The sequence below is a fragment of the Ruegeria sp. YTSC002 genome (assembly GCF_059609845.1).
In genome coordinates, this window is the sequence record NZ_JBXWML010000004.1 from 307,983 (window position 1) to 326,899 (window position 18,917).

The following is an 18,917-nucleotide window of genomic DNA, read 5'->3' on the forward strand; positions in this document are numbered from 1 at the left end:
TTTCAGGAGATGTCCGATGAGCAACGCAACAACGATTACCAACCTTCAACAAGCGCTTCACATGGAGCTGACGGCGGCGCACCAGTATCAGCTGCATGCCCATGTGCTGGAGGACTGGGGGCTGGACATCCTTGCCGAAAAAATGCGCGCTGAAATGCAGGAAGAACTGGGCCACTCCGACGCGTTCATCGAGCGTATCCTGTTCCTTGGCGGCGTGCCCGAGCTTGCGTTTCAGAAAAGCCCGGCAGCCGCGGGATCCCTGGAAGACATGTTTGCCGCGGATCTGAAGGATGAAACCGAGGCGGTCGACTTCTATACCAAGGCCGCGTTGCAGGCCGCCGAGGTCGGCGATGTCGGGTCAAGGACCCTGTTCGAACGCATCTTGCTGGAAGAAGAAGGCCACAAGGACTGGCTGGACACCCAGTTGAACCTGTTGAAGCGTTTGGGTGAGGCCAACTTCAGCGCCAAATTCGTATCCGGCGCGGCAGAAGAAGCCTGAGGCACGCACCGCCGCCTGCCCATGCACCAGCATGGCTCGGACCATCTTGCCGTGGACCGGGTCATGCGGTTTCCGTCACTTCAATGTGACGCGACCGAGCAAAAAAACCTCTACTCGGTCTGCCCTCATGGGGTTAACTGTTGATCACACCACGACAGGAGAGCCCCGATGAGCGATCAATCCCAAAGCGCGAAGACCTTTACCAGCCTTCACAAAAAGGGCGACCCCGTCATTCTGTTCAACATCTGGGATGCCGGCAGTGCCGGCGCGGTGCGGGATGCAGGCGCGCAAGCCATTGCCACCGGCAGCGCACCTGTTGCCATGGCACAGGGTTTTGGCGACGGTCAGAACATCCCGCTAGAGGCCGCATTGGACAATGCGCGCCGCATCGTTGCAGCGGTTGATCTTCCGGTGACACTGGATTTCGAAGGGGCATATGCCGAAGATCCACAGGGCATTGCACAAAACGTCAAGCGTGCGCTGGATTGCGGCGTAGTTGGTTTCAACTTCGAAGATCAGATCATCGGCGGCGACGGGCTCTACGATATAACGGTTCAGGCCAAACGCGTCGAAGCCATGCGCGCGGCCTGCGAAGACGCGGGCATACCTGCCTATGTCAACGCAAGAACCGACATTTTCCTGAAGGCCCCGGCGGAAACACATGATGAGGCGATGCTGAACGACGCCATTGCCCGTGCTTCGGCCTATGAGGCAGCGGGCGCCAGTGGTTTTTTTGCTCCGGGGCTGAAAGACGAGGCGATGATCGGCCATCTGTGCGAGCGTACGAACCTACCGGTCAACATCATCGCCCTGCCCGGCACCCCCGGCACACCGCGTCTGGCTGAACTGGGGGTTGCGCGCGTCAGCTATGGTCCGGTTCCTTATCGCCAGATGATCAAGTGGTTAACAGATCAGGCGCATGCCGCTATTCACTACCGCACCTGATCACCCTGAAGTTGTGGGATTGCAATTGCCGCCACTTCTCATCACCCTGCTTTTGAAACCGAACAGGAGGCAAGCCCGATGAAAGGCTATTGGGTTGCACATGTCGATGTGGACGACATGGACACATACAAGACCTACATTGCTGCAAATGCAGAACCCTTTGCAGCTTACGGTGCGCGCTTTCTGGCGCGCGGTGGAGAACGCGAAGTGAAGGAAGGCGCAGCGCGCGCCCGGACCGTCGTGATCGAATTTCCCAGCTATGAGGATGCGCTTGCCTGTTACGAAAGCGAAGCATACCAGAAAGCCAAAGCACTGCGCGCCCCGGTCTCGATGGGCGATCTTGTGATCATTCAGGGCTATGACGGGTAGACTACGCTTGGCGCACCACAAAATATGGAATAACCTTTCGCCATGTTGAAAAAGTTCCTTCAGGCGCTCAGACCGCCCCAGCATGAACATCTTCCGGACCCGGATGCCGAACTTGCTCTGGGCGCGCTCATGGTGCGCGTGGCGCAGGCTGATCGGGACTACAAGCTGGAAGAGATCCGCCTGATCGACAAAATCCTCGCCCGTCTTTACCAGCATAACGCGATCGAAGCAGCCAAGGTGCGCGCCACTTGCGAAAAGCTTCACGCGGCCGCGCCGGATACCGATACCTTCGGCAAGCTGATCCGCGAGACCACGGATCTGAAGGAACGCCTGGCGGCACTGGATGCGCTGTGGGAAGTTGTCCTGGCAGATGGAAACACCGACGAAGGCGAGGTGAAAATCGTCGAGGAAGCCCGCGTTGCCATGGGGTTGAGCTTCAATGACAGCAAGGCCGCACGTGAACGCGTTCAAAGCCGCTTGGATGTGAGTTAGGCGCTCGCTATATCTAACGCATGTTCAGTGAGTTTCTTTCCAGGCTTACGCAGCCTCAGCCCGATCCTCTTGTCGACGATGACGCCCGCCTTGCCCTGACGGCCCTGTTGGTGCGACTGGCGCGGTCCGACAATGACTATTCCGATTCCGAAATGGCCCGTATCGACCGAATCTCGGCGCAACGCTATGGCCTGTCGCCGTTCGAAAGCGCCGCCCTGCGCACCCGCGCCGAAGATCTTGAGGCCGAGGCCCCGGAAACCGTCCGCTTTACCCGAGCCATCAAAGAGGCGGTTGCTTATGAAGACCGCTTGGCGGTCGTTCAGGCGCTGTGGTCCGTGGCTTTGGCCGATGGGCACCGCACCAGCGAGGAAGATTCGCTGCTGCGCCTGGTGGTCAGTCTTCTGGGCGTAAGTGACGTGGATTCCGCTTTGGCACGGCAAAAGGCTGCAAAATCGTGATTGCCATGCTGGGCATGTATGACATGCCCTCCCTGCAAGCCGCCAATGACAGGTTCTGGGGATTGATTCGCGCCGAACTTGGATCAGGCCCCCAAACCCTTACCCGCGATAAAGATGTGTGGGAGGTCTGGCGAGCCCCGAACCTGGTTCTGGCCCAAACCTGTGGCATGCCGTTTCGAACCCGATTGCACGGTGACGTGCAACTGGTTGGCACCCCGGACTATGGCCTGCCCGGATGTCCCCCCGGCTATTATTGCTCGGTCTTTGTGGCGCGGCATGACGACGACCGGGATCTGGCGGGGCTGAGCACAGGCGTGTTCGCGTATAATGAGGGCTTGTCCCAATCCGGCTGGGCAGCCCCGATTACACATATGGCCCAGGCAAACCTGCGCCCCGCCGGACTGTTGGAAACCGGCGGGCATGCGCTGTCCGCCCAAGCCGTCGCAGACGGCAAAGCCGACTTTGCCGCGCTGGACATACTGACATGGCTGATGCTGCAACAACACACCAATCTGGGGACCAAACTGCGCGAACTGGCAAGAACGACTCCGACTCCGACCCTTCCCTACATAACGTCGATGGGTCGGAATCCGCAGGTCATTGCGGGCGCTGTACGGGCCGCGATTGACCAGCTTTGCGACGATGATCAACGATTGCTGCATATACGCGGGTTGATCGACATTCCCGCGGCGCACTACTTGGCTGTGCCCACTCCGCCTTCTCCCGAAGATGGCGGATCAGCGACTGCCCGATTTGTCGACTGATTCTGGCCAATTTGGGTGTTTCTCCGCTCGATTCTGTCATTTGCGCATTGCATTGACCTTTTTTTTCGGTCCTAGTACCGCACCAACACCACCAACCACTGGACTGCCCGTGACAGAAACTGCCCCCGTCATCGAAATCAAAGACCTTCACAAAAGCTTCGGGAATCTAGAGGTGTTGAAAGGGGTCGATATCACGGCACATCGCGGTGACGTGGTATCATTGATTGGGTCGTCCGGGTCCGGAAAGTCGACGCTTCTGCGGTGCTGCAACCTTCTTGAAGACAGCCAGCAGGGCGAAATCCTTTTCAAGGGTGAGCCTGTCAAATGGTCCGGGGAAAAGCACGGGCGCCGTCCTGCCGACCCCAAACAGGTCCTGCGCATACGCACCAACCTGTCGATGGTGTTTCAACAGTTCAATCTGTGGGCGCATATGACCATCCTGCAAAATGTGATGGAGGCCCCAGTGACCGTTCTGGGGCGCGACAGGGCCGAGGTGGAAGACAGCGCGCGCAAGTATCTGGACAAGGTTGGCATCGGCGACAAATGCGACGCTTATCCGGCGCAATTGTCCGGGGGACAACAACAGCGCGCCGCCATCGCCCGCGGCCTGTGCATGGAACCCGAAGCCCTGCTGTTCGATGAGCCCACTTCGGCACTGGATCCCGAGCTGGAACAGGAAGTGATCAAGGTGATCAAGGACCTGGCCGCCGAAGGGCGCACCATGATCATCGTGACGCATGACATGAAAATGGCCGCCGACATCTCAAGCCACGTGGTGTTCCTGCACCAGGGCCTGATCGAGGAAGAAGGCACGCCGGAAGATATCTTTACATCTCCTGAATCCGAACGGCTTCGGGGTTTTCTCTCCGCCACTCAGGCGGCTTAACTTCAAAAACAGAACCAAACTGGGGAGCAACCAATGAAAAATCTGATTCTGTCCACTGCCGCACTGGCGCTGACCGCCGGTATCGCCATGGCCGACACGGTCCGCATGGGGACCGAGGGCGCCTACCCTCCGTACAACTTCATCAATGATGCGGGCGAAATCGACGGCTTCGAGCGTGAAGTCGGCGACGAACTGTGCAAGCGCGCGAACCTGGAATGTGAATGGGTCAAGAACGACTGGGATTCGATCATTCCGAACCTGGTCTCGGGCAACTACGACACCATCATCGCGGGCATGTCGATCACTGACGAACGTGACGAAGTCATCGACTTCACCCAGAACTACTTCCCGCCTGCGGCTTCGGCATATGTCGGTGCGTCCGAGGATGTTGATGTCACCACCGGCGTCGTTGCCGCACAGACCGCCACCATTCAGGCAGGCCACGTAGCCGAGTCGGGCGCGACACTGGTCGAGTTTGCGACTCCGGAAGAAACCATCGCTGCCGTCCGCAACGGTGAAGCCGATGCCGTGTTTGCCGACAAGGACTTCCTGGTGCCGATCGTCGAAGAATCCGCCGGAGAGCTGGTCTTCGTTGGTGATGACGTTCCGCTGGGCGGTGGCATCGGACTGGGCATCCGTGAATCGGATGGCGAACTGCGCGGAAAGTTCGACGAGGCGATCACCTCGATGAAAGCGGACGGTTCGTTGAACGAACTGATCATCAAGTGGTTCGGCGAAGGCGTTCCGACCTACAACGCTGACGGTTCGGTCGTTACAAACTAATCCGTATCAAGCGGTTCGGCGCGTCCGTCGCGCCGAACCCTGCCCGGTTGAAATCCGGGTATGACGTTCGAAAGACGCTCCATGTTTTCCTATTGCGCTGACCCTGACACGCTCGGAACATTCCGCTGGTTCTCCTGCTACCTGACCAACGGCGTGCACTGGTCCTTCTACCTGTCCTTCCTCAAGGTGTTGGGATTGCTGGCGGTGACCGCGCCGGTTGCATTGGCGTTTGGCTTTATGGGCGCAATGGCCGCCCGATCACATTTCCCACCTCTGAGCTGGCTGGGTAAAGGATATATTGCCGTTGTGCGCGGTGTTCCGGACATCGCCTTCTTCCTGTTTTTCGTGATAGCTTTGGACCAGGCGTTCGAATGGACTCGGCATAAGATCCTGTGCCCTGAATGGACCGACCCGATCCGTCAGGGAAATGATTTTATCGTCTGTCAGGCGGCCAAGCTGCCATTGGGGACCGCACCGGAATGGATGCATGAAACCTACGGCTTTTTCCTGGCTGTTATTACTTTCTCAATCGTTTTCGGCGCGTTTGCCGCGAACGTACTTTTTGGTGGAATGCGCGCCGTGCCCCACGCGCAGCTTGAAACCGCCGAAGCATATGGCATGTCCCGTCGCCAGACTTTCTGGCGCATCCTTGTGCCGCAGATGTGGGTCTATGCCCTGCCTGGCTTGTCGAACCTTTGGATGGTTCTTATCAAGGCCACGCCGCTGCTGTTCCTGCTGGGTATCGAAGACATCGTCTATTGGGCCCGCGAACTTGGCGGCACCAAGACGTCCAAGTTTACCCAGTATCCGCATGGCGACTGGCGCATGTGGTACTTCCTGTTCCTGCTTGTCTTCTACCTCGGCATGACGCGCATGTCTGAACTTGGGCTGGAGAAGCTGATGAGGCGGCTGTCCCACGGACAGGCCACATCAGGCGGCGAGCTTCTGCGCAAGGAGACCACGGCATGAGCTGCTTGCAAACCATTCAAGACTATGGCCTGCGGTCCCTGGGTATCGGCGAGCGTCTGCTGCCCAAAAGTGACTTCACCCTGTGCGAACAGTTCACACTGATCGGGTCGGGCATGATCTGGAATGTCTATTTCGGGATCATGGCTCTGGCGACCGGGTTCTTCCTGGCCACCGCCCTCGCAGTAGGTAAGGCATCCAGCAACAAATGGCTCCGCAAGCCTTCGGAATGGTTTATCTTCCTGTTCCGCGGCTCGCCCTTGTTTATCCAGTTTTTCTTCGCCTATTTCCTGTTCCTGTCGCTGAAGAAATCCAACCCGATGTTCGACGCTTTCACCTCGGCCTGGCTTGGGGCGCTGATCGTGTTGTTCCTCAACACCGCGGCCTATACGGGCGAGATTTTCTATGGCGCGCTAAGGTCCATTCCCAAGGGCGATATCGAAGCTGCGGATGCCTATGGCATGTCAGGCTGGGCCCGTTTTCGACGGATCGTCTGGCCCACCATGTTGCGGCTTGCCTGGCCTGCCTACACAAACGAAGCAATCTTTCTCTTCCACGCAACAACGCTGGTCTTCTTTTCAGCCTTCCCGGCATGGCAGCAACGCGGAGACGCCCTGTATTACGCCAGTTACTTTGCGGACAAAACGTTCAACCCGTTCATCCCGTACCCGATACTGGCGTTCTATTTCATCCTGCTGACGCTGGTGATCGTCGGAGGCTTTGGCCTGATCAACAAACGCCTGAACCGGCACCTGCCAGTCGCAAAACGGGCCAAGATGCGGTTCAAACTGAACCTGGCGCGCTGAGTTTCGGCGCGCCAGCCACGTCTGGACACCAAACCAAATCAACGCCAATCACCGCGCGCCCGCGCGCTTTTCCGCACATTCAAAGGGGGGGAAGTGGTACCGCCTCCCTGGCTTGAACAGGGGACCTCTGGATCCACAATCCAGCGCTCTAACCAACTGAGCTAAGGCGGCACTCGTGAGGGGCGATGTACCGAACACGCCCGCGGAATGCAAGAGGATTAAAGCCGAAATTTCCAGCTTTGTTCGACAAGATCGACACCGAAGGAATGCACCGCTTTGCTGTCCATCAGCTCCCAGCCAGACGCCTTGTACAGAGCGCATGCGGCGGTATGGCTTTCATGCGTCCAAAGGACCATTTCCCGGTATCCTGCCTCGCGCGCGAAGGCAGTACACGCTTGCAGCAGGCGCTTTCCCAGCCCCAGCCCTCGTGCTTTCGGGACAAGCAGAAACAGCCGCAGCTTGGCGGTATTTCGATCAACAGAAACGCAAAAAATACTGCCCAGACGTTGCCCTTCCCGTTCCGCGATCCAGCCTCTTTCAAGCTCGGGGTCACTGCTGTCCATGAAATCATCAAGGATGCTGGCCACCAAGGGGGCAAAGCTGTCATCAAACCCTTCGTCGCGCGCATAAAGCAGACCGTGCTGCTCAACCAGCCACGCGGCGTCATCGGGGCGAAAGGATCTGAGAACGGCGTCTTCCATGTCTCATCTGACCGCAAAGGTGACTTGATTCTCAACCCCGTGCGCGCTAGCAGGAACGCTCAGTCTCGGAGGCACAGATGGGCATCAATACCGAACGCGACATTCAGGCAAACCTGCAAATCGGTCCGACCGATCAGGGTATGGTCCGCCTGTTCATCGAAGCTGACGGCATCGAAATACCGATGGATTTTGACCCGGAAGAAGCAGAAGAAATCGCCGACGAAATTCGCGCCGCGATACAAGCCGCCCTCGCCGTCAAAGGCTGATCTTACAGTCTGGGATCCCGTAGCGCATGCAGGCGGCGCGCGACATCCGTTGCAAATTTCTGGATCATCTTCTTGCGCCGCGCCGGTGCGATTTTGTCCTCGGGTGCCATGCGCACGATTTCCGCATCATAGGCATCGGCGATGATCAGGCCTGTTTCATCAGGCAACAGATCGGTCGGGAATTCTGTATCGACGGCCCAGAAGAATCGGTCGCACCATTCCAAATAGCCCTGCCATTTCGAATCCGACTGATAATCGGCGCGGCTGGATTTGCATTCGATCACCCACAGCTCACCCTTGGGCCCCAGCCCCATGACATCTACGCGCAATCCGCGCGCAGGCACGAATTCCTCTACGGAAACAAAGCCATGCGCCGAAAGATGCCGCGCGACGCCACGTGCCAGTCTCTGTCCAGGTTGCAGATCCAAAGTCATAGCTGAAAATGTGAACAATTAGCGAACAAAAGTAAAGTATCTTTGCACCTTGACACAGTACCTTCTGGTATCGCATTAATGTGACACCAAAAGGTATTATTTCTGGGGTTGCTTATGGAGAACCAAACTCAAAACGCATTTCGCGCGCTGGCCGATCCCACACGCCGGAACATCGTGCGACTGCTCTCGTCACAGGACATGACGATCGGGCAGTTGACCGACCGGTTCGACATGACCCGGGCTGCGGTCAAAAAGCACCTGACGGTTCTGTCCGACGGTGGATTGATCACAGTCGAAGCGCGCGGCCGGGAACGCATCAATCGACTTGAACCACAGGGTATGGCCCCGGTGCTCGATTGGCTCAGCTATTTTGACCAGTTCTGGGACGACCGCCTCAACTCTCTCAAGGAAGCCATTGAAAGGAAACAAAATGACTGATGCCGTATTGAAGAAATCGATCTTCCTCAGGGCGGAACCGGAAACCGTTTGGGCCTATCTGACGGAACCTGAGCATCTGGCGGAATGGTTCCACAAACCTGAAAGAACACTGGCAGAAGGTCAGAAGCTTGAGATGTTCGGCACAACAAGCGGCGACTTGTTGATCTGGGGAGAGGTCCGTGTCGCCCGCCCCCCGAAATACCTTGAACACACCTTTACCGTCAAACCGATGGGAGACGCTGTAAGCGTGGTCAAATGGACATTGGAGCCGGTCTTGGGCGGCACACGTCTTGAGCTTGTGCACGAAGGATTACCGCAAGGTGTCGCAGCGTTTGATCTGATCCTGGCCCTGGACAAAGGATGGGACGAACATTTCGGCAAGTTGCGTGTGGCATTGCACGAAACTGTTGACGCCTGACCTCTTGCGCGAACCCGTCAGACACCCTACTTAAGCGCGTGGCGGGTTCTGCCCTTCTTGTGACAGGTAGCATTCTGGTGGCCTTAAGCAATTCCGAGGGGGCTGGCTCTGTTCAGGTCCTGGCCTGATTACCCGGCGCCCACCTGTACATACAGGTCCTCGGGAATCAAACCGCACGGTTGACTGGTGGTCCCGCCGCACTTTCCCTGAAATATCAGCGCCCTGCGTGGGCTTCCTGTTTCACGGCTGCCGGCTCGAAACTGTGTGCGACCGGTGTTCCCCGACGTGGCCCCTGCGGCTTTTCCGCCATGCTCATGATCTTGTACGCGAACTGAACGCCGGCAAAGACGATACCGTTCATGAACCAGATCATCACCAACGCGATCAGGCCGATTTCCGACCCGGTGATCAGGTGCCGAAGATTCGCGACATTCAGCGCCAAGAGCACCCCGACAAACACGGCCGAAATGACAAAACCCCAGGCGACTTGCGTGATATACAGGCGGATCAGTTTGGGCATGGCGAACCTCCTTGCGCTTCGTTGCCTATGCTAGCGCATGTCTGGTTCAGGTAAACGTGTCAGAACGCCTCGGGCTGGGCCTCGCGCGCCATGTGATCCAGCACGGCATTGACGAATTTTGGTTCTTTACCCTCAGGGAAAAAGGCACGTGCCACATCGACAAACTCGGTGATCACCACCTTGGGCGGTGTGCCGCTTTGGGTCAGTTCCGCACCCGCCGCGCGAAACAGCGCGCGCAGGGTCGGGTCGATGCGCGCGATCGGCCATTTCGCCACCAGCGCGCGGTCGGTCATCTGGTCGATCGGCGCCTGATAGTTCACCGCGTCATCCACCAGCTTGCGGAACAGCGTGCTGTCGCCCTCAAGCATCTCGTCACCCTCGTAGACCGCGCCGAACCGATGGTCCAGAAACTCGTTGACCACCTGCTCGGTCGTCTGGCCCGACTGCTCCATCTGGAACAGCGCCTGCACGGCATAAAGCCGCGCGGCGGATTTCATCAGGCGTTTCCTGTTTGCCGGTTTCGGCGTGTCTGTCTGGGTCATGCTGTCGTGGGTCCGTTGTTGTCGCCCGCCACCAGGATGGACTCGGACGGCGGCTTGAATCCGACGCCCTTTTTCGAAGCGCCCCACTTACGGCTGAGCGCGATCAGATGCAAGGCCGCAGCAGCCGCGCCGCCCCCTTTATTCATCTTTTCGGGATTGGCGCGGACTTCGGCCTGCTCGTCATTCTCAACCGTCAGGATGCCGTTGCCGATGCACAGCCCCTGTAGGCCCAGCAGTTGGATCGCGCGGCTGGAATCGTTGCAGACGGTCTCGTAATGCGTGGTCTCACCGCGAATGACGCAGCCCAGCGCGACATAGCCGTCAAAGTTGCACTGTCGGTCGGCCATGGCGATGGCTGTGGGAATTTCCAGCGCTCCGGGCACTTCGACCACTTCGCAGGTGCCGCCAGCCGCTTCGATCTCGGCCGTGGCACCCGCAATCAGGTTGTCGGCGATCGAGCGGTAGAACGGAGCCGCCACGATCAGCAGTTTCACCGGCTTGTCGAAGCTGGGTGTCGGCAGAATTCCGTGTTTGTCTTGTTCAGCCATGTTCAGTCTTCCTTCAGAATCGAGCGGGTGCCGACGATGGACAGGCCAAACGCGTCCAGCCCAAGATACACCGTTTCAGGAGAGTCGGTCAGAAGCACCAGTTCCTGAATCCCCATCTTGGACAGGATCTGCGCCCCCAGACCGGTTTGCTTGATGGTGCGCGGGCCTTCATCCTCGACCGCATACAACGAGTTGCGCGGCTGGCGGAACAGGCAGACCACACCGCGGCCCTCCTCGGCGATCTTTTCCATCGCGCGCGGTAGCTCGCGGGATGATTTCGGGCCAAGCCCCAGGATATCCGGCGCTTCGTGCAGGGCGTGTGTACGCGTCAGAACGGGCTCGGGCGTGGTGATGTCACCTTTGATCATGACAACATGTTCAATGCCGTGGGTCTGATCGGTGAAAATCCGCATTTCCCACTCACCGCCGTATTCCGAGGTGACTGTTTGACGCGAGGTCTCGACAACCAGATTGTCATTGCGCGCCCGATAGCTGATCAGGTCGCTGATCGTGCCGATTTTCATGTTGTGCTTTTTGGCGAACTCGACCAGATCCGGCAGGCGCGCCATGGTTCCGTCTTCATTCATGATCTCGCAGATCACGCCTGACGGGTTCAGCCCGGCAAGGCGCGAGATATCCACGGCGGCCTCGGTATGGCCTGCGCGCACCAGCACCCCGCCACGCTTTGCCCGCAACGGGAAGACATGGCCCGGGGTGGCGATATGCGCCATCGTATTCTGTTCATTTATCGCGGTCGCCACGGTCAGCGCCCGGTCGGCGGCTGAAATCCCGGTGCTGACACCTTCGCGCGCCTCAATCGAAACCGTAAAGGCCGTCTCGTGGCGGGACGAGTTGTTCACGGCCATCATCGGCAGCCCCAGCGCATCTATCCGTTCCGCCGTCATCGGCAAACAGATCAGACCGCGCCCATGGGTGGCCATGAAGTTGATCGCCTCGGCATCCGCAAACTCGGCCGGGATCACCAGATCGCCTTCGTTTTCACGATCTTCGTGATCGACCAGAATGTACATCCGGCCTGCGCGCGCTTCTTCGATGATTTCTTCGATCGGGCTGATCGCGTCACGCAACTGGGCCTCGACCGGTCCGGGGGTTTCAAAGCTCATGGGGCAGCCTTTCACATGGCGGGTTTGCTCGGCGGAATAGACCACTGAGGGCGCAAAGACCAGTCCACAAACGGCGCAGGTGCTTTCCGACGCGACGTATCAGGACATCTCGGCCAGACGCGCGACGTACCGGGCCAGCGTATCGATCTCAAGATTGACGCGATCGCCCACACCGACATCGCCCCAGGTCGTGACTTCCTTGGTGTGAGGGATGAAATTGATGCCAAACTCGCAATCACTCACGTCATTCACCGTCAGCGATGTCCCGTTCAACGCAACCGACCCTTTGGGCGCTATGAAACGGGCCAGTTCCTTCGGCGTGCGCAAGGTGACACGTGTGCTGTCGCCTTCATCCTCGACCGCGACCACTTCGGCCACGCCATCCACATGACCCGAAACGATGTGACCGCCCAGTTCATCGCCGACTTTCAGCGCACGCTCCAGATTGACACGTTTGCCGACGGCCCATGTATCAAGGTTGGTCTTCGAAACCGTCTCGGCGCTGATCTGAACATCATACCAATCGTCGCCCAGCGCGATCACCGTCAGACACACACCATCACTGGCGATCGAAGCACCAATATCGATACTGGCCGTGTCATAGGCCGTCCTGATCCGGGCGCGCAGATCCCCCTGCTGTTCCAGCTCGGTGACGGTGCCGATGTCGGTGACGATACCTGTGAACATTCCGTTAACCCTCAGTTCCTAACCTGTGCCTGCTTTTCAAAGTCGAGGTAAGCCCAATGGGCCGCGCGGGCAAGCCCCGCCTTGCCGTACCAGGCCCAAACAGGCATAGTTTCCGCAACAAAAACCAAAAGAGCAGTCCAGATGCCGCAAATGCCTTCAGGCTCAGATAAACGGGTCTTTCTGTTCCTTCAGGGACCTCACGGGCCGTTTTTCTCGTCACTCGGGCAGATGTTGCGCGCCACGGGGGCACAGGTCTGGCGGGTTGGCTTCAATGCGGGCGATCAGGCGTTCTGGTTCGACAAGGCAAGTTTCATCGCATTCCGGAACACGCCCGGCGATTGGCCCGAGACATTGAACAGATTGATTGCCGACAAGGGCGTCACGGATATCGTTCTTTATGGCGACACGAGACCGGTCCACGCCCGCGCAGTTGAGATTGCGAAGTCGCGTGGGCTGACAATTCATGTTTTCGAAGAAGGCTACCTGCGGCCCTGGTGGGTCACGTACGAGCGGGATGGATCAAACGGGCACTCGCGCCTGATGTCATTGGATGTGGACCGGATGCGGCAGGCTCTGGCCCAGTCGGACAGCAAAGCACCGCCGCCTCCGTCACATTGGGGGGATATGCGGCAACACATCTTCTACGGTGCCCTCTATCATTGGTTCGTCATGTTCCTGAACAAGAGATACCGCAATTTCCGGCCTCATCGTGATCTGCCGGTTTCACAGGAATTCCGGTTGTATTTCAAACGCCTGATGTTGATGCCTGTTCATCGCCTGCAACGCAGCGTGGCCACGGCGCGCGTCAGATGGGGGGGCTTCCCGTATCACCTCGTGCTGCTGCAACTCGGGCATGACAGTTCGGTTCAGGCCCATTCCGAATTCGCCTGCATGTCCGATTTTCTGGAACTGGTCATCGCAGGATTCGCGCAAGGCGCACCGGCGCATCACAGGCTGGTCGTGAAAGAGCACCCATTGGAAAACCACCGTGAACCATTGCACCTGCGCGCCATGGAGATTGCCAGGAAACACGGGGTCCAGGCCCGTGTTCACTATGTCCCCGGCGGAAAACTGGCAGGTTTGCTGGATGAGGCAAATTCGGCCGTCACCGTGAATTCCACTGCGGGGCAGCAGGTCTTGTGGCGGGGTATTCCGTTGCGTATTTTCGGGCGTTCGGTTTATGACAAGACCGACTTCGTATCACAGCAGTCGATCGCCGCTTTTTTTGCTGAGCCAGACGCGCCGGATGTCGACGCCTATCGCTGTTACCGGCAATTCCTGCTGGAAACCAGCCAGGTGCCGGGCGGTTTTTATTCCCGGCGCGGCCGTCGGCAGTTGTTGCGCCGCGCCGTGGACATGATGCTCAGCAGCAGCGACCCTTATCAGGCCCTTCTGAACAAGAACGAGGCACCGACGCCACAGTTGAAAATCGTCGAGTAGTTCGGGCGCTCTGTGACTGGAAGTTGAGCTGTTTACCGGCTAATCTCGCCGCAACAACAAAAGACTGAGGATATCCGGCAGTGCAATTCTCTCCTAAGCGATGGATGCGGGGGGTTTCCCTTGTGGCCGCAATCGGCTTGATGGCGGCCTGCCAACTTCCGAAATCCGGGCCGAACAAGACCGAAATTCTGGCTGGTGCGGTCCAGAATGGCGGCAACGCGTTTGTCGTCGAAGTCGATGACCGCGTGACACGCCTTACATCCGCCGTGCCTCAGTTTGGCTTTTCTTCCTCGTTCAGCAGCGCCCAGGCCTTGACCGCCGACACTGTTCGCCCCGGCGACGTGCTGGGCCTGACCATATGGGAAAACGTGGACGACGGGTTGCTATCCGGCGAAACCGGTACGGCAACCGCCCTGGATGAAGTTCAGGTCGACAGCGATGGGTTCATTTTCGTCCCCTACGCGGGTCGGATCCGGGCCGCGGGAAACACGCCGGAACAGCTTCGCGTTTTGATCACGAACAAGCTGCGGGAACAGACACCGGACCCACAGATCGAAGTGCGGCGTGTTGCGGGTGACGGTTCCACCGTCTCGCTTACGGGAACTGTCGCATCCCCAGGCATCTATCCGATCGAACGCCCAACCCGTTCCCTGCTTGGCATGCTGTCTCAGGCGGGCGGGGTTTCTGTAGCGTCAGATATCGCGTTGGTGACTCTGATCCGAGGGGATCAAAAGGGCACCGTCTGGTACGAAGACCTGTTCCGCAACCCGAAACTGGACGTCGCATTGCGTGGCGGAGACCGCATTTTGGTGGAAGAAGACAGCAGATCATACATCGCACTAGGTGCCACAGGCGGCCAATCGCGCGTCGCCTTTGAAAGCCAGGATCTGTCTGCGCTGGAAGCATTGGCTCAGGTCGGTGGTCTGCTGACGCTGTCCTCTGATCCAACCGGCATTTTCATTCTGCGAAAAGAGCGCCAGGACGTCGCCCGCAGCATCACGGGACGCGCCGACCTGAAGGGGGATCAACGCATGATCTACCTGCTGAATCTGACGGCTCCCAACGGTCTGTTCATCGCGCGTGATTTCGTGATCCGCGACGATGATACGATTTATGTGACCGAAGCACCCTATGCACAGTGGAGCAAATCGATCTCGCTGATCGCTGGTGGCCTGACCCCCATCGCAAACGTCGCCACGCTGACCGGCAACTGATGCATGGCACCCGATCCGGACAACGCAGCCGGGGCCGAGCGCACCCGACTGTTCGTCTACAACGGCGGGTTTCTTACGCAAAAACGCCTGAGACGGATTCTGACACTTGCCGGATATGACATTCGTCTGGGTCTTCCCAAGGATGGCGATTGCGTGGGCGTATGGGGCAACAGCCCGACCGCGTATCGCGGCCTGCGCATCGCCGAAAAACACAATGCCCCGGTTCTGCGGGTCGAAGATGCCTTTCTCAGGTCTCTGCACCCGGGCCGTGCCGGTGAACCCCCGTTGGGCCTGTTGCTGGACCGTTCAGGCCCGCATTTCGATACAGCAGAACCTTCCGACCTTGAGAAGCTGCTGAACACCGATCCCCTGGACGACACCGCGCTGCTGAACCGCGCGCGTGCCGCGATGGAGCGAGTCCGGGAATTGCACCTCAGCAAGTATTCCGCGTTTGACCCCAACCTTGTCGCACCCGACCCCGGTTATGTACTGGTCGTCGACCAGACGGTTGGCGATGCCGCCGTCACGGCAAGCGGTGCCGATCGTGCCCGTTTTCTTGAAATGCTCGTGGTCGCGCAGGAGGAAAACCCCGGCGCGCGCATTCTGATCAAGACACATCCAGAAACGATGGCGGGTCATCGTCAGGGGCATTTCACCGATCAGGACCTGTCAGACCGGGTCACGTGGTTTGACAAACCGATCAGCCCCTGGCCCCTGCTCGACGGCGCCGTTGCGGTCTATACCGTGTCGTCGCAACTGGGCTTTGAAGCAATCCTGGCCGGTCACAAACCGCGCATTTTCGGTCAACCGTTCTATGCCGGTTGGGGCCTGACGCAGGATGAATTCCCGGTCCAACGCCGACAGGGCAACCTGACCCGCGCGCAACTGTTCGCGGCCGCGATGCTGCTTTACCCGACCTGGTACGACCCCTTTCGCGATCAGCTGTGCGAACTGGAAACGGTTCTGGACATTTTGGAGGCACAGACCCGCGCATGGCGTCAGGACAGGCACGGTTGGACTGCCGCTGGCATGCGTCTGTGGAAACGCAGGCACATGCAGCAGATTTTCGGGCGACATGGCAAGTTGCGCTTTACGTCCACACAGCCCGACACCTCGGATCGCCCCCATATGGTGTGGGCCAGTCAGGCGCGCGACGCCGAAGGGGCCGTTCGTGTGGAAGACGGTTTCTTGCGTTCACGCGGATTGGGGGCCGCACTTGTTCCGCCTCTATCCCTGGTAACCGACGAAATCGGCATCTACTACGACCCCACAAAACCCAGCCAGTTGGAAAACCTGATAGGCGAGCGTGCAACATTGCGCCCGGATCAGGAATTACGTGCTGAACGGCTTGTCGAGAGATTGCTGGCCGATGGTTTGAGCAAATACAACACGGGCCAATCCGCGCCGGTTCTGCCCCATGGGCACCGAATTCTGGTACCCGGACAGGTTGAAGATGACGCCTCGATCCTGCTGGGCACCAACACGGTGCGCAGCAATCTGGACCTGCTGCAAAAGGCGCGCGAGGCCAACCCCGATGCAATCCTGATCTACAAACCGCACCCTGATGTCGAAGCCGGGTTGCGGGATGGCCAGATAGACGCAGAGTCACTTGCGGACCTTGTCGTGACCCGGACTGACCCCGCCTCGTTGCTGACGCAGGTGGACGAGGTGTGGACGATGACATCGCTGTTGGGATTCGAGGCATTGTTGCGCGGGGTGAAGGTCACGACCCTGGGCGCGCCCTTCTATGCGGGATGGGGCCTGACCACCGATCTGGATACCGTCCCCGTCAGGCGAGGCGCACGGCCGTCGCTGATGGGCCTGGTGCACGCCACCTTGATTGACTATCCACGCTATTTCGATCCGATCACCAGACAACCCTGCCCTGTCGAAGTGGCTGTTGAACGCTTGGCGCTGGGGTATTCGGCACCTTCCGGTCCGTTCAACCGGTTTCTGTCAAAGCTTCAGGGCGCGTTCGCGACGCACGCTCATCTTTGGCGTTGACGTTATTCCGACGCTCTGCGCCAACGGTGCAATACATCCCCGCCGACCGCCTGCGTTTCGATCAATTCGAACCTCGGTGCGACCTCCAGCGTTTCCAGACCAAGTGTCCCGACCGCGGCCAGTCCTTCGGCCCCGATGGTTAAACCGGCAGTGAACCCAACCAGCTCGTCCACCAGATCTTCGGCCAGCAGCGAGGCCGCAAGCGCAGCTCCGCCTTCGCAGAAGACGCTGGTCAAACCGGCCTGACCCAGTTGCTGAAGCAGATCCACTGCATCGATATGATGGTCTTTCAATGCACAGGGGATCAGCTTTGCCCCCAATCCCTCCCACGCCTGTGCACGCTCGGCATCCGGGTGATGCGCATGGCAGAGCCAGACAGGTATCTTTGAGGCCGTGCGCGCCAGCTGACCCATCAGGGATATGTCCATATGGCGGGACACCACGACGCGGACAGGCTGATGCTCAACGCCAATATCCCGAACGGTCAGCGAGGGGTCGTCGGCGCGCGCCGTCCCTGCCCCGACCATCACCGCATCGTGACGTGCGCGCATGGCATGGACCACACGACGTGCCTGCGGTCCGGTGATCCATTGGCTGTGCCCTGTCGAGGTTGCGATGCGCCCGTCGAAACTGCTGGCCATCTTCAGCGTCACAAAAGGTCGGCCTTGTTCAGTCTTGAGGAAGAAGCCTTCCAGATCCCGTTCTGCCTGTTCCGCAAGAACGCCGGTTACGACTTCAATCCCCGCCTCGCGCAACATGGCAAAACCCTGCCCGGCCACGCGCGGATCGCTATCTCCCACAGCGGCTGCAACGCGGGATACCCCTGCCGCAATCAAGGCCTGGGCACAGGGCGGCGTCTTGCCGTGATGGGCACAGGGTTCCAGCGTTACATAGGCGGTCGCACCACGTGCGCCCTGCCCGGCCTGAGCCAACGCTTCGGTCTCGGCATGAGGGCGGCCACCCGGTTGCGTCCAGCCCCGCCCAATGATCCGGTCATCACGAACAATGACACACCCCACGGCGGGGTTCGGCCAGCACGTCCCCTGACCGCGCCGCCCCAAAGACAGGGCAAGCGCCATGAATCGCTTATCTGTTTCGTTCACTCGTCAGTCGAAGGCTGCGGCGGGCGCAGTTCGTGGACGAACTCCTCGAAATCATCGGCCGCCTGGAAATTCTTGTACACACTCGCAAAGCGAACATAGGCGACAGTGTCGATCCGCGCCAGAGCTTCCATAACGATCTCACCGATCTTGTTGGACGGGATATCCGTGTCGCCCATGCTTTCCAGACGGCGCACGATGCCCGAAATCATCTGATCGATCCGTTCGGGATCGACGGGGCGTTTCTGCATCGAGATACGGATCGAACGCTCCAGCTTGTCGCGATCGAAATCTTCGCGTTTACCATTGGTTTTTATGACAACCAGATCGCGCAGCTGCACACGTTCGTAGGTCGTGAACCGTCCGCCACAGGCCGGGCAGAACCGGCGTCGGCGGATAGCCACGTGGTCCTCTGCCGGGCGTGAATCTTTCACCTGAGTGTCGATATTTCCGCAAAACGGGCAGCGCATCCGCCGTCTCCTCGTCCCATGTTCGGCCTCTTATTGTAAGCGC

The 18,917-nt window shown here is 59.0% G+C and carries 25 protein-coding genes and 1 tRNA gene; 16 read left to right on the forward strand and 10 right to left on the reverse strand.

Features of this window, described 5'->3' with window-relative positions; all coding sequences use genetic code 11:
* Nucleotides 1-16: 16 nt before the first annotated feature.
* The 10 genes from AC2FFD_RS11070 (at nt 17) to AC2FFD_RS11115 (ending at nt 6,968) form a co-directional block, all read left to right on the forward strand.
* Complete coding sequence (locus AC2FFD_RS11070; RefSeq protein ID WP_170346557.1) at nt 17-499, forward strand: bacterioferritin; 483 nt, start codon at nt 17-19, stop codon at nt 497-499.
* A gap of 168 nt (nt 500-667) precedes the next feature.
* The gene (locus AC2FFD_RS11075) at nt 668-1,444 is read left to right on the forward strand and encodes an isocitrate lyase/PEP mutase family protein (RefSeq protein ID WP_425078017.1); all 777 of its coding nucleotides are present in this window, start codon (nt 668-670) and stop codon (nt 1,442-1,444) included.
* Nucleotides 1,445-1,522: 78 nt separating this feature from the next.
* Nucleotides 1,523-1,813 carry a DUF1330 domain-containing protein gene (locus AC2FFD_RS11080; RefSeq protein WP_425078016.1) on the forward strand — a complete coding sequence of 97 codons (291 nt, stop codon included), beginning with the start codon at nt 1,523-1,525 and terminating at the stop codon, nt 1,811-1,813.
* Between the two features lie 42 nt (nt 1,814-1,855).
* A complete protein-coding gene (locus AC2FFD_RS11085; protein ID WP_152457570.1) occupies nt 1,856-2,305 on the forward strand; it encodes a tellurite resistance TerB family protein in 450 nt (149 codons plus the stop codon).
* A gap of 20 nt (nt 2,306-2,325) precedes the next feature.
* Nucleotides 2,326-2,763, forward strand: coding sequence for a tellurite resistance TerB family protein (locus tag AC2FFD_RS11090; protein ID WP_496873082.1), 438 nt, complete (start codon nt 2,326-2,328; stop codon nt 2,761-2,763).
* On the forward strand, nt 2,760-3,527 hold the full coding sequence (locus AC2FFD_RS11095) for a phosphate/phosphite/phosphonate ABC transporter substrate-binding protein (protein WP_496873083.1): 768 nt from the start codon (nt 2,760-2,762) through the stop codon (nt 3,525-3,527). Before AC2FFD_RS11090 ends, AC2FFD_RS11095 begins: the two co-directional genes overlap by 4 nt.
* A 109-nt stretch (nt 3,528-3,636) precedes the next feature.
* The gene (locus AC2FFD_RS11100) at nt 3,637-4,413 is read left to right on the forward strand and encodes an ABC transporter ATP-binding protein (RefSeq protein WP_170346552.1); all 777 of its coding nucleotides are present in this window, start codon (nt 3,637-3,639) and stop codon (nt 4,411-4,413) included.
* Between the two features lie 33 nt (nt 4,414-4,446).
* A complete protein-coding gene (locus AC2FFD_RS11105; protein ID WP_152457566.1) occupies nt 4,447-5,196 on the forward strand; it encodes a transporter substrate-binding domain-containing protein in 750 nt (249 codons plus the stop codon).
* An 81-nt stretch (nt 5,197-5,277) separates the two neighbouring features.
* Nucleotides 5,278-6,165, forward strand: coding sequence for an ABC transporter permease (locus AC2FFD_RS11110; RefSeq protein WP_257600833.1), 888 nt, complete (start codon nt 5,278-5,280; stop codon nt 6,163-6,165).
* Nucleotides 6,162-6,968 (forward strand): ABC transporter permease, encoded by an 807-nt coding sequence (locus tag AC2FFD_RS11115; RefSeq protein WP_170346551.1) that lies wholly within the window; start codon nt 6,162-6,164, stop codon nt 6,966-6,968. Before AC2FFD_RS11110 ends, AC2FFD_RS11115 begins: the two co-directional genes overlap by 4 nt.
* A 94-nt stretch (nt 6,969-7,062) precedes the next feature.
* Here AC2FFD_RS11115 and AC2FFD_RS11120 read toward each other — a convergent pair.
* Nucleotides 7,063-7,139: transfer RNA gene (locus AC2FFD_RS11120), tRNA-His, on the reverse strand.
* 47 nt (nt 7,140-7,186) lie between these two features.
* Nucleotides 7,187-7,669: a GNAT family N-acetyltransferase gene (locus AC2FFD_RS11125; protein ID WP_170346550.1), complete on the reverse strand. Its 483-nt coding sequence runs from the start codon at nt 7,667-7,669 to the stop codon at nt 7,187-7,189.
* Nucleotides 7,670-7,746: 77 nt separating this feature from the next.
* Here AC2FFD_RS11125 and AC2FFD_RS11130 point away from each other — a divergent pair, with 77 nt between their 5' ends.
* Nucleotides 7,747-7,935: a DUF6324 family protein gene (locus AC2FFD_RS11130; protein ID WP_117869403.1), complete on the forward strand. Its 189-nt coding sequence runs from the start codon at nt 7,747-7,749 to the stop codon at nt 7,933-7,935.
* Nucleotides 7,936-7,937: 2 nt separating this feature from the next.
* On the opposite strand, the gene AC2FFD_RS11135 is transcribed toward AC2FFD_RS11130, so the two are convergent.
* A complete protein-coding gene (locus AC2FFD_RS11135) occupies nt 7,938-8,369 on the reverse strand; it encodes an MmcB family DNA repair protein (protein WP_496873084.1) in 432 nt (143 codons plus the stop codon).
* A gap of 114 nt (nt 8,370-8,483) precedes the next feature.
* Between AC2FFD_RS11135 and AC2FFD_RS11140 the strand changes: the two genes are divergently transcribed.
* Complete coding sequence (locus AC2FFD_RS11140; RefSeq protein WP_170346548.1) at nt 8,484-8,807, forward strand: ArsR/SmtB family transcription factor; 324 nt, start codon at nt 8,484-8,486, stop codon at nt 8,805-8,807.
* Complete coding sequence (locus AC2FFD_RS11145) at nt 8,800-9,225, forward strand: SRPBCC family protein (RefSeq protein ID WP_171363161.1); 426 nt, start codon at nt 8,800-8,802, stop codon at nt 9,223-9,225. Before AC2FFD_RS11140 ends, AC2FFD_RS11145 begins: the two co-directional genes overlap by 8 nt.
* Nucleotides 9,226-9,439: 214 nt before the next feature.
* Here AC2FFD_RS11145 and AC2FFD_RS11150 read toward each other — a convergent pair whose 3' ends face one another.
* The 5 genes from AC2FFD_RS11150 to AC2FFD_RS11170 all read right to left on the reverse strand — a co-directional run bounded on the left by AC2FFD_RS11150 (nt 9,440) and on the right by AC2FFD_RS11170 (nt 12,646).
* The gene (locus AC2FFD_RS11150) at nt 9,440-9,745 is read right to left on the reverse strand and encodes a hypothetical protein (RefSeq protein WP_170346546.1); all 306 of its coding nucleotides are present in this window, start codon (nt 9,743-9,745) and stop codon (nt 9,440-9,442) included.
* A gap of 59 nt (nt 9,746-9,804) precedes the next feature.
* Nucleotides 9,805-10,287 (reverse strand): transcription antitermination factor NusB, encoded by a 483-nt coding sequence (gene nusB / locus AC2FFD_RS11155; RefSeq protein WP_171119535.1) that lies wholly within the window; start codon nt 10,285-10,287, stop codon nt 9,805-9,807.
* Nucleotides 10,284-10,835, reverse strand: coding sequence for a 6,7-dimethyl-8-ribityllumazine synthase (locus AC2FFD_RS11160; RefSeq protein WP_170346544.1), 552 nt, complete (start codon nt 10,833-10,835; stop codon nt 10,284-10,286). The genes nusB and AC2FFD_RS11160 overlap by 4 nt, the downstream gene beginning before the upstream one ends.
* A 2-nt stretch (nt 10,836-10,837) precedes the next feature.
* Complete coding sequence (ribB, locus tag AC2FFD_RS11165; RefSeq protein WP_171119533.1) at nt 10,838-11,959, reverse strand: 3,4-dihydroxy-2-butanone-4-phosphate synthase; 1,122 nt, start codon at nt 11,957-11,959, stop codon at nt 10,838-10,840.
* Nucleotides 11,960-12,058: 99 nt separating this feature from the next.
* Complete coding sequence (locus tag AC2FFD_RS11170) at nt 12,059-12,646, reverse strand: riboflavin synthase (RefSeq protein ID WP_480684643.1); 588 nt, start codon at nt 12,644-12,646, stop codon at nt 12,059-12,061.
* 141 nt (nt 12,647-12,787) lie between these two features.
* Here AC2FFD_RS11170 and AC2FFD_RS11175 point away from each other — a divergent pair, with 141 nt between their 5' ends.
* From AC2FFD_RS11175 to AC2FFD_RS11185, 3 genes are all read left to right on the forward strand, one after another.
* Nucleotides 12,788-14,086: a capsule polysaccharide biogenesis protein gene (locus AC2FFD_RS11175; protein WP_496873085.1), complete on the forward strand. Its 1,299-nt coding sequence runs from the start codon at nt 12,788-12,790 to the stop codon at nt 14,084-14,086.
* Nucleotides 14,087-14,190: 104 nt separating this feature from the next.
* Nucleotides 14,191-15,300 (forward strand): polysaccharide biosynthesis/export family protein, encoded by a 1,110-nt coding sequence (locus AC2FFD_RS11180; RefSeq protein ID WP_257600439.1) that lies wholly within the window; start codon nt 14,191-14,193, stop codon nt 15,298-15,300.
* Nucleotides 15,301-15,303: 3 nt separating this feature from the next.
* Nucleotides 15,304-17,304: a capsule polysaccharide biogenesis protein gene (locus tag AC2FFD_RS11185; protein WP_496873086.1), complete on the forward strand. Its 2,001-nt coding sequence runs from the start codon at nt 15,304-15,306 to the stop codon at nt 17,302-17,304.
* A 2-nt stretch (nt 17,305-17,306) separates the two neighbouring features.
* On the opposite strand, the gene ribD is transcribed toward AC2FFD_RS11185, so the two are convergent.
* Both ribD and nrdR read right to left on the reverse strand, forming a co-directional pair.
* On the reverse strand, nt 17,307-18,407 hold the full coding sequence (ribD, locus tag AC2FFD_RS11190; protein WP_496873087.1) for a bifunctional diaminohydroxyphosphoribosylaminopyrimidine deaminase/5-amino-6-(5-phosphoribosylamino)uracil reductase RibD: 1,101 nt from the start codon (nt 18,405-18,407) through the stop codon (nt 17,307-17,309).
* Nucleotides 18,404-18,874, reverse strand: a complete 471-nt coding sequence (nrdR, locus tag AC2FFD_RS11195) for a transcriptional regulator NrdR (protein WP_117869416.1) — start codon at nt 18,872-18,874, stop codon at nt 18,404-18,406. Before nrdR ends, ribD begins: the two co-directional genes overlap by 4 nt.
* Nucleotides 18,875-18,917 lie beyond the last annotated feature (43 nt).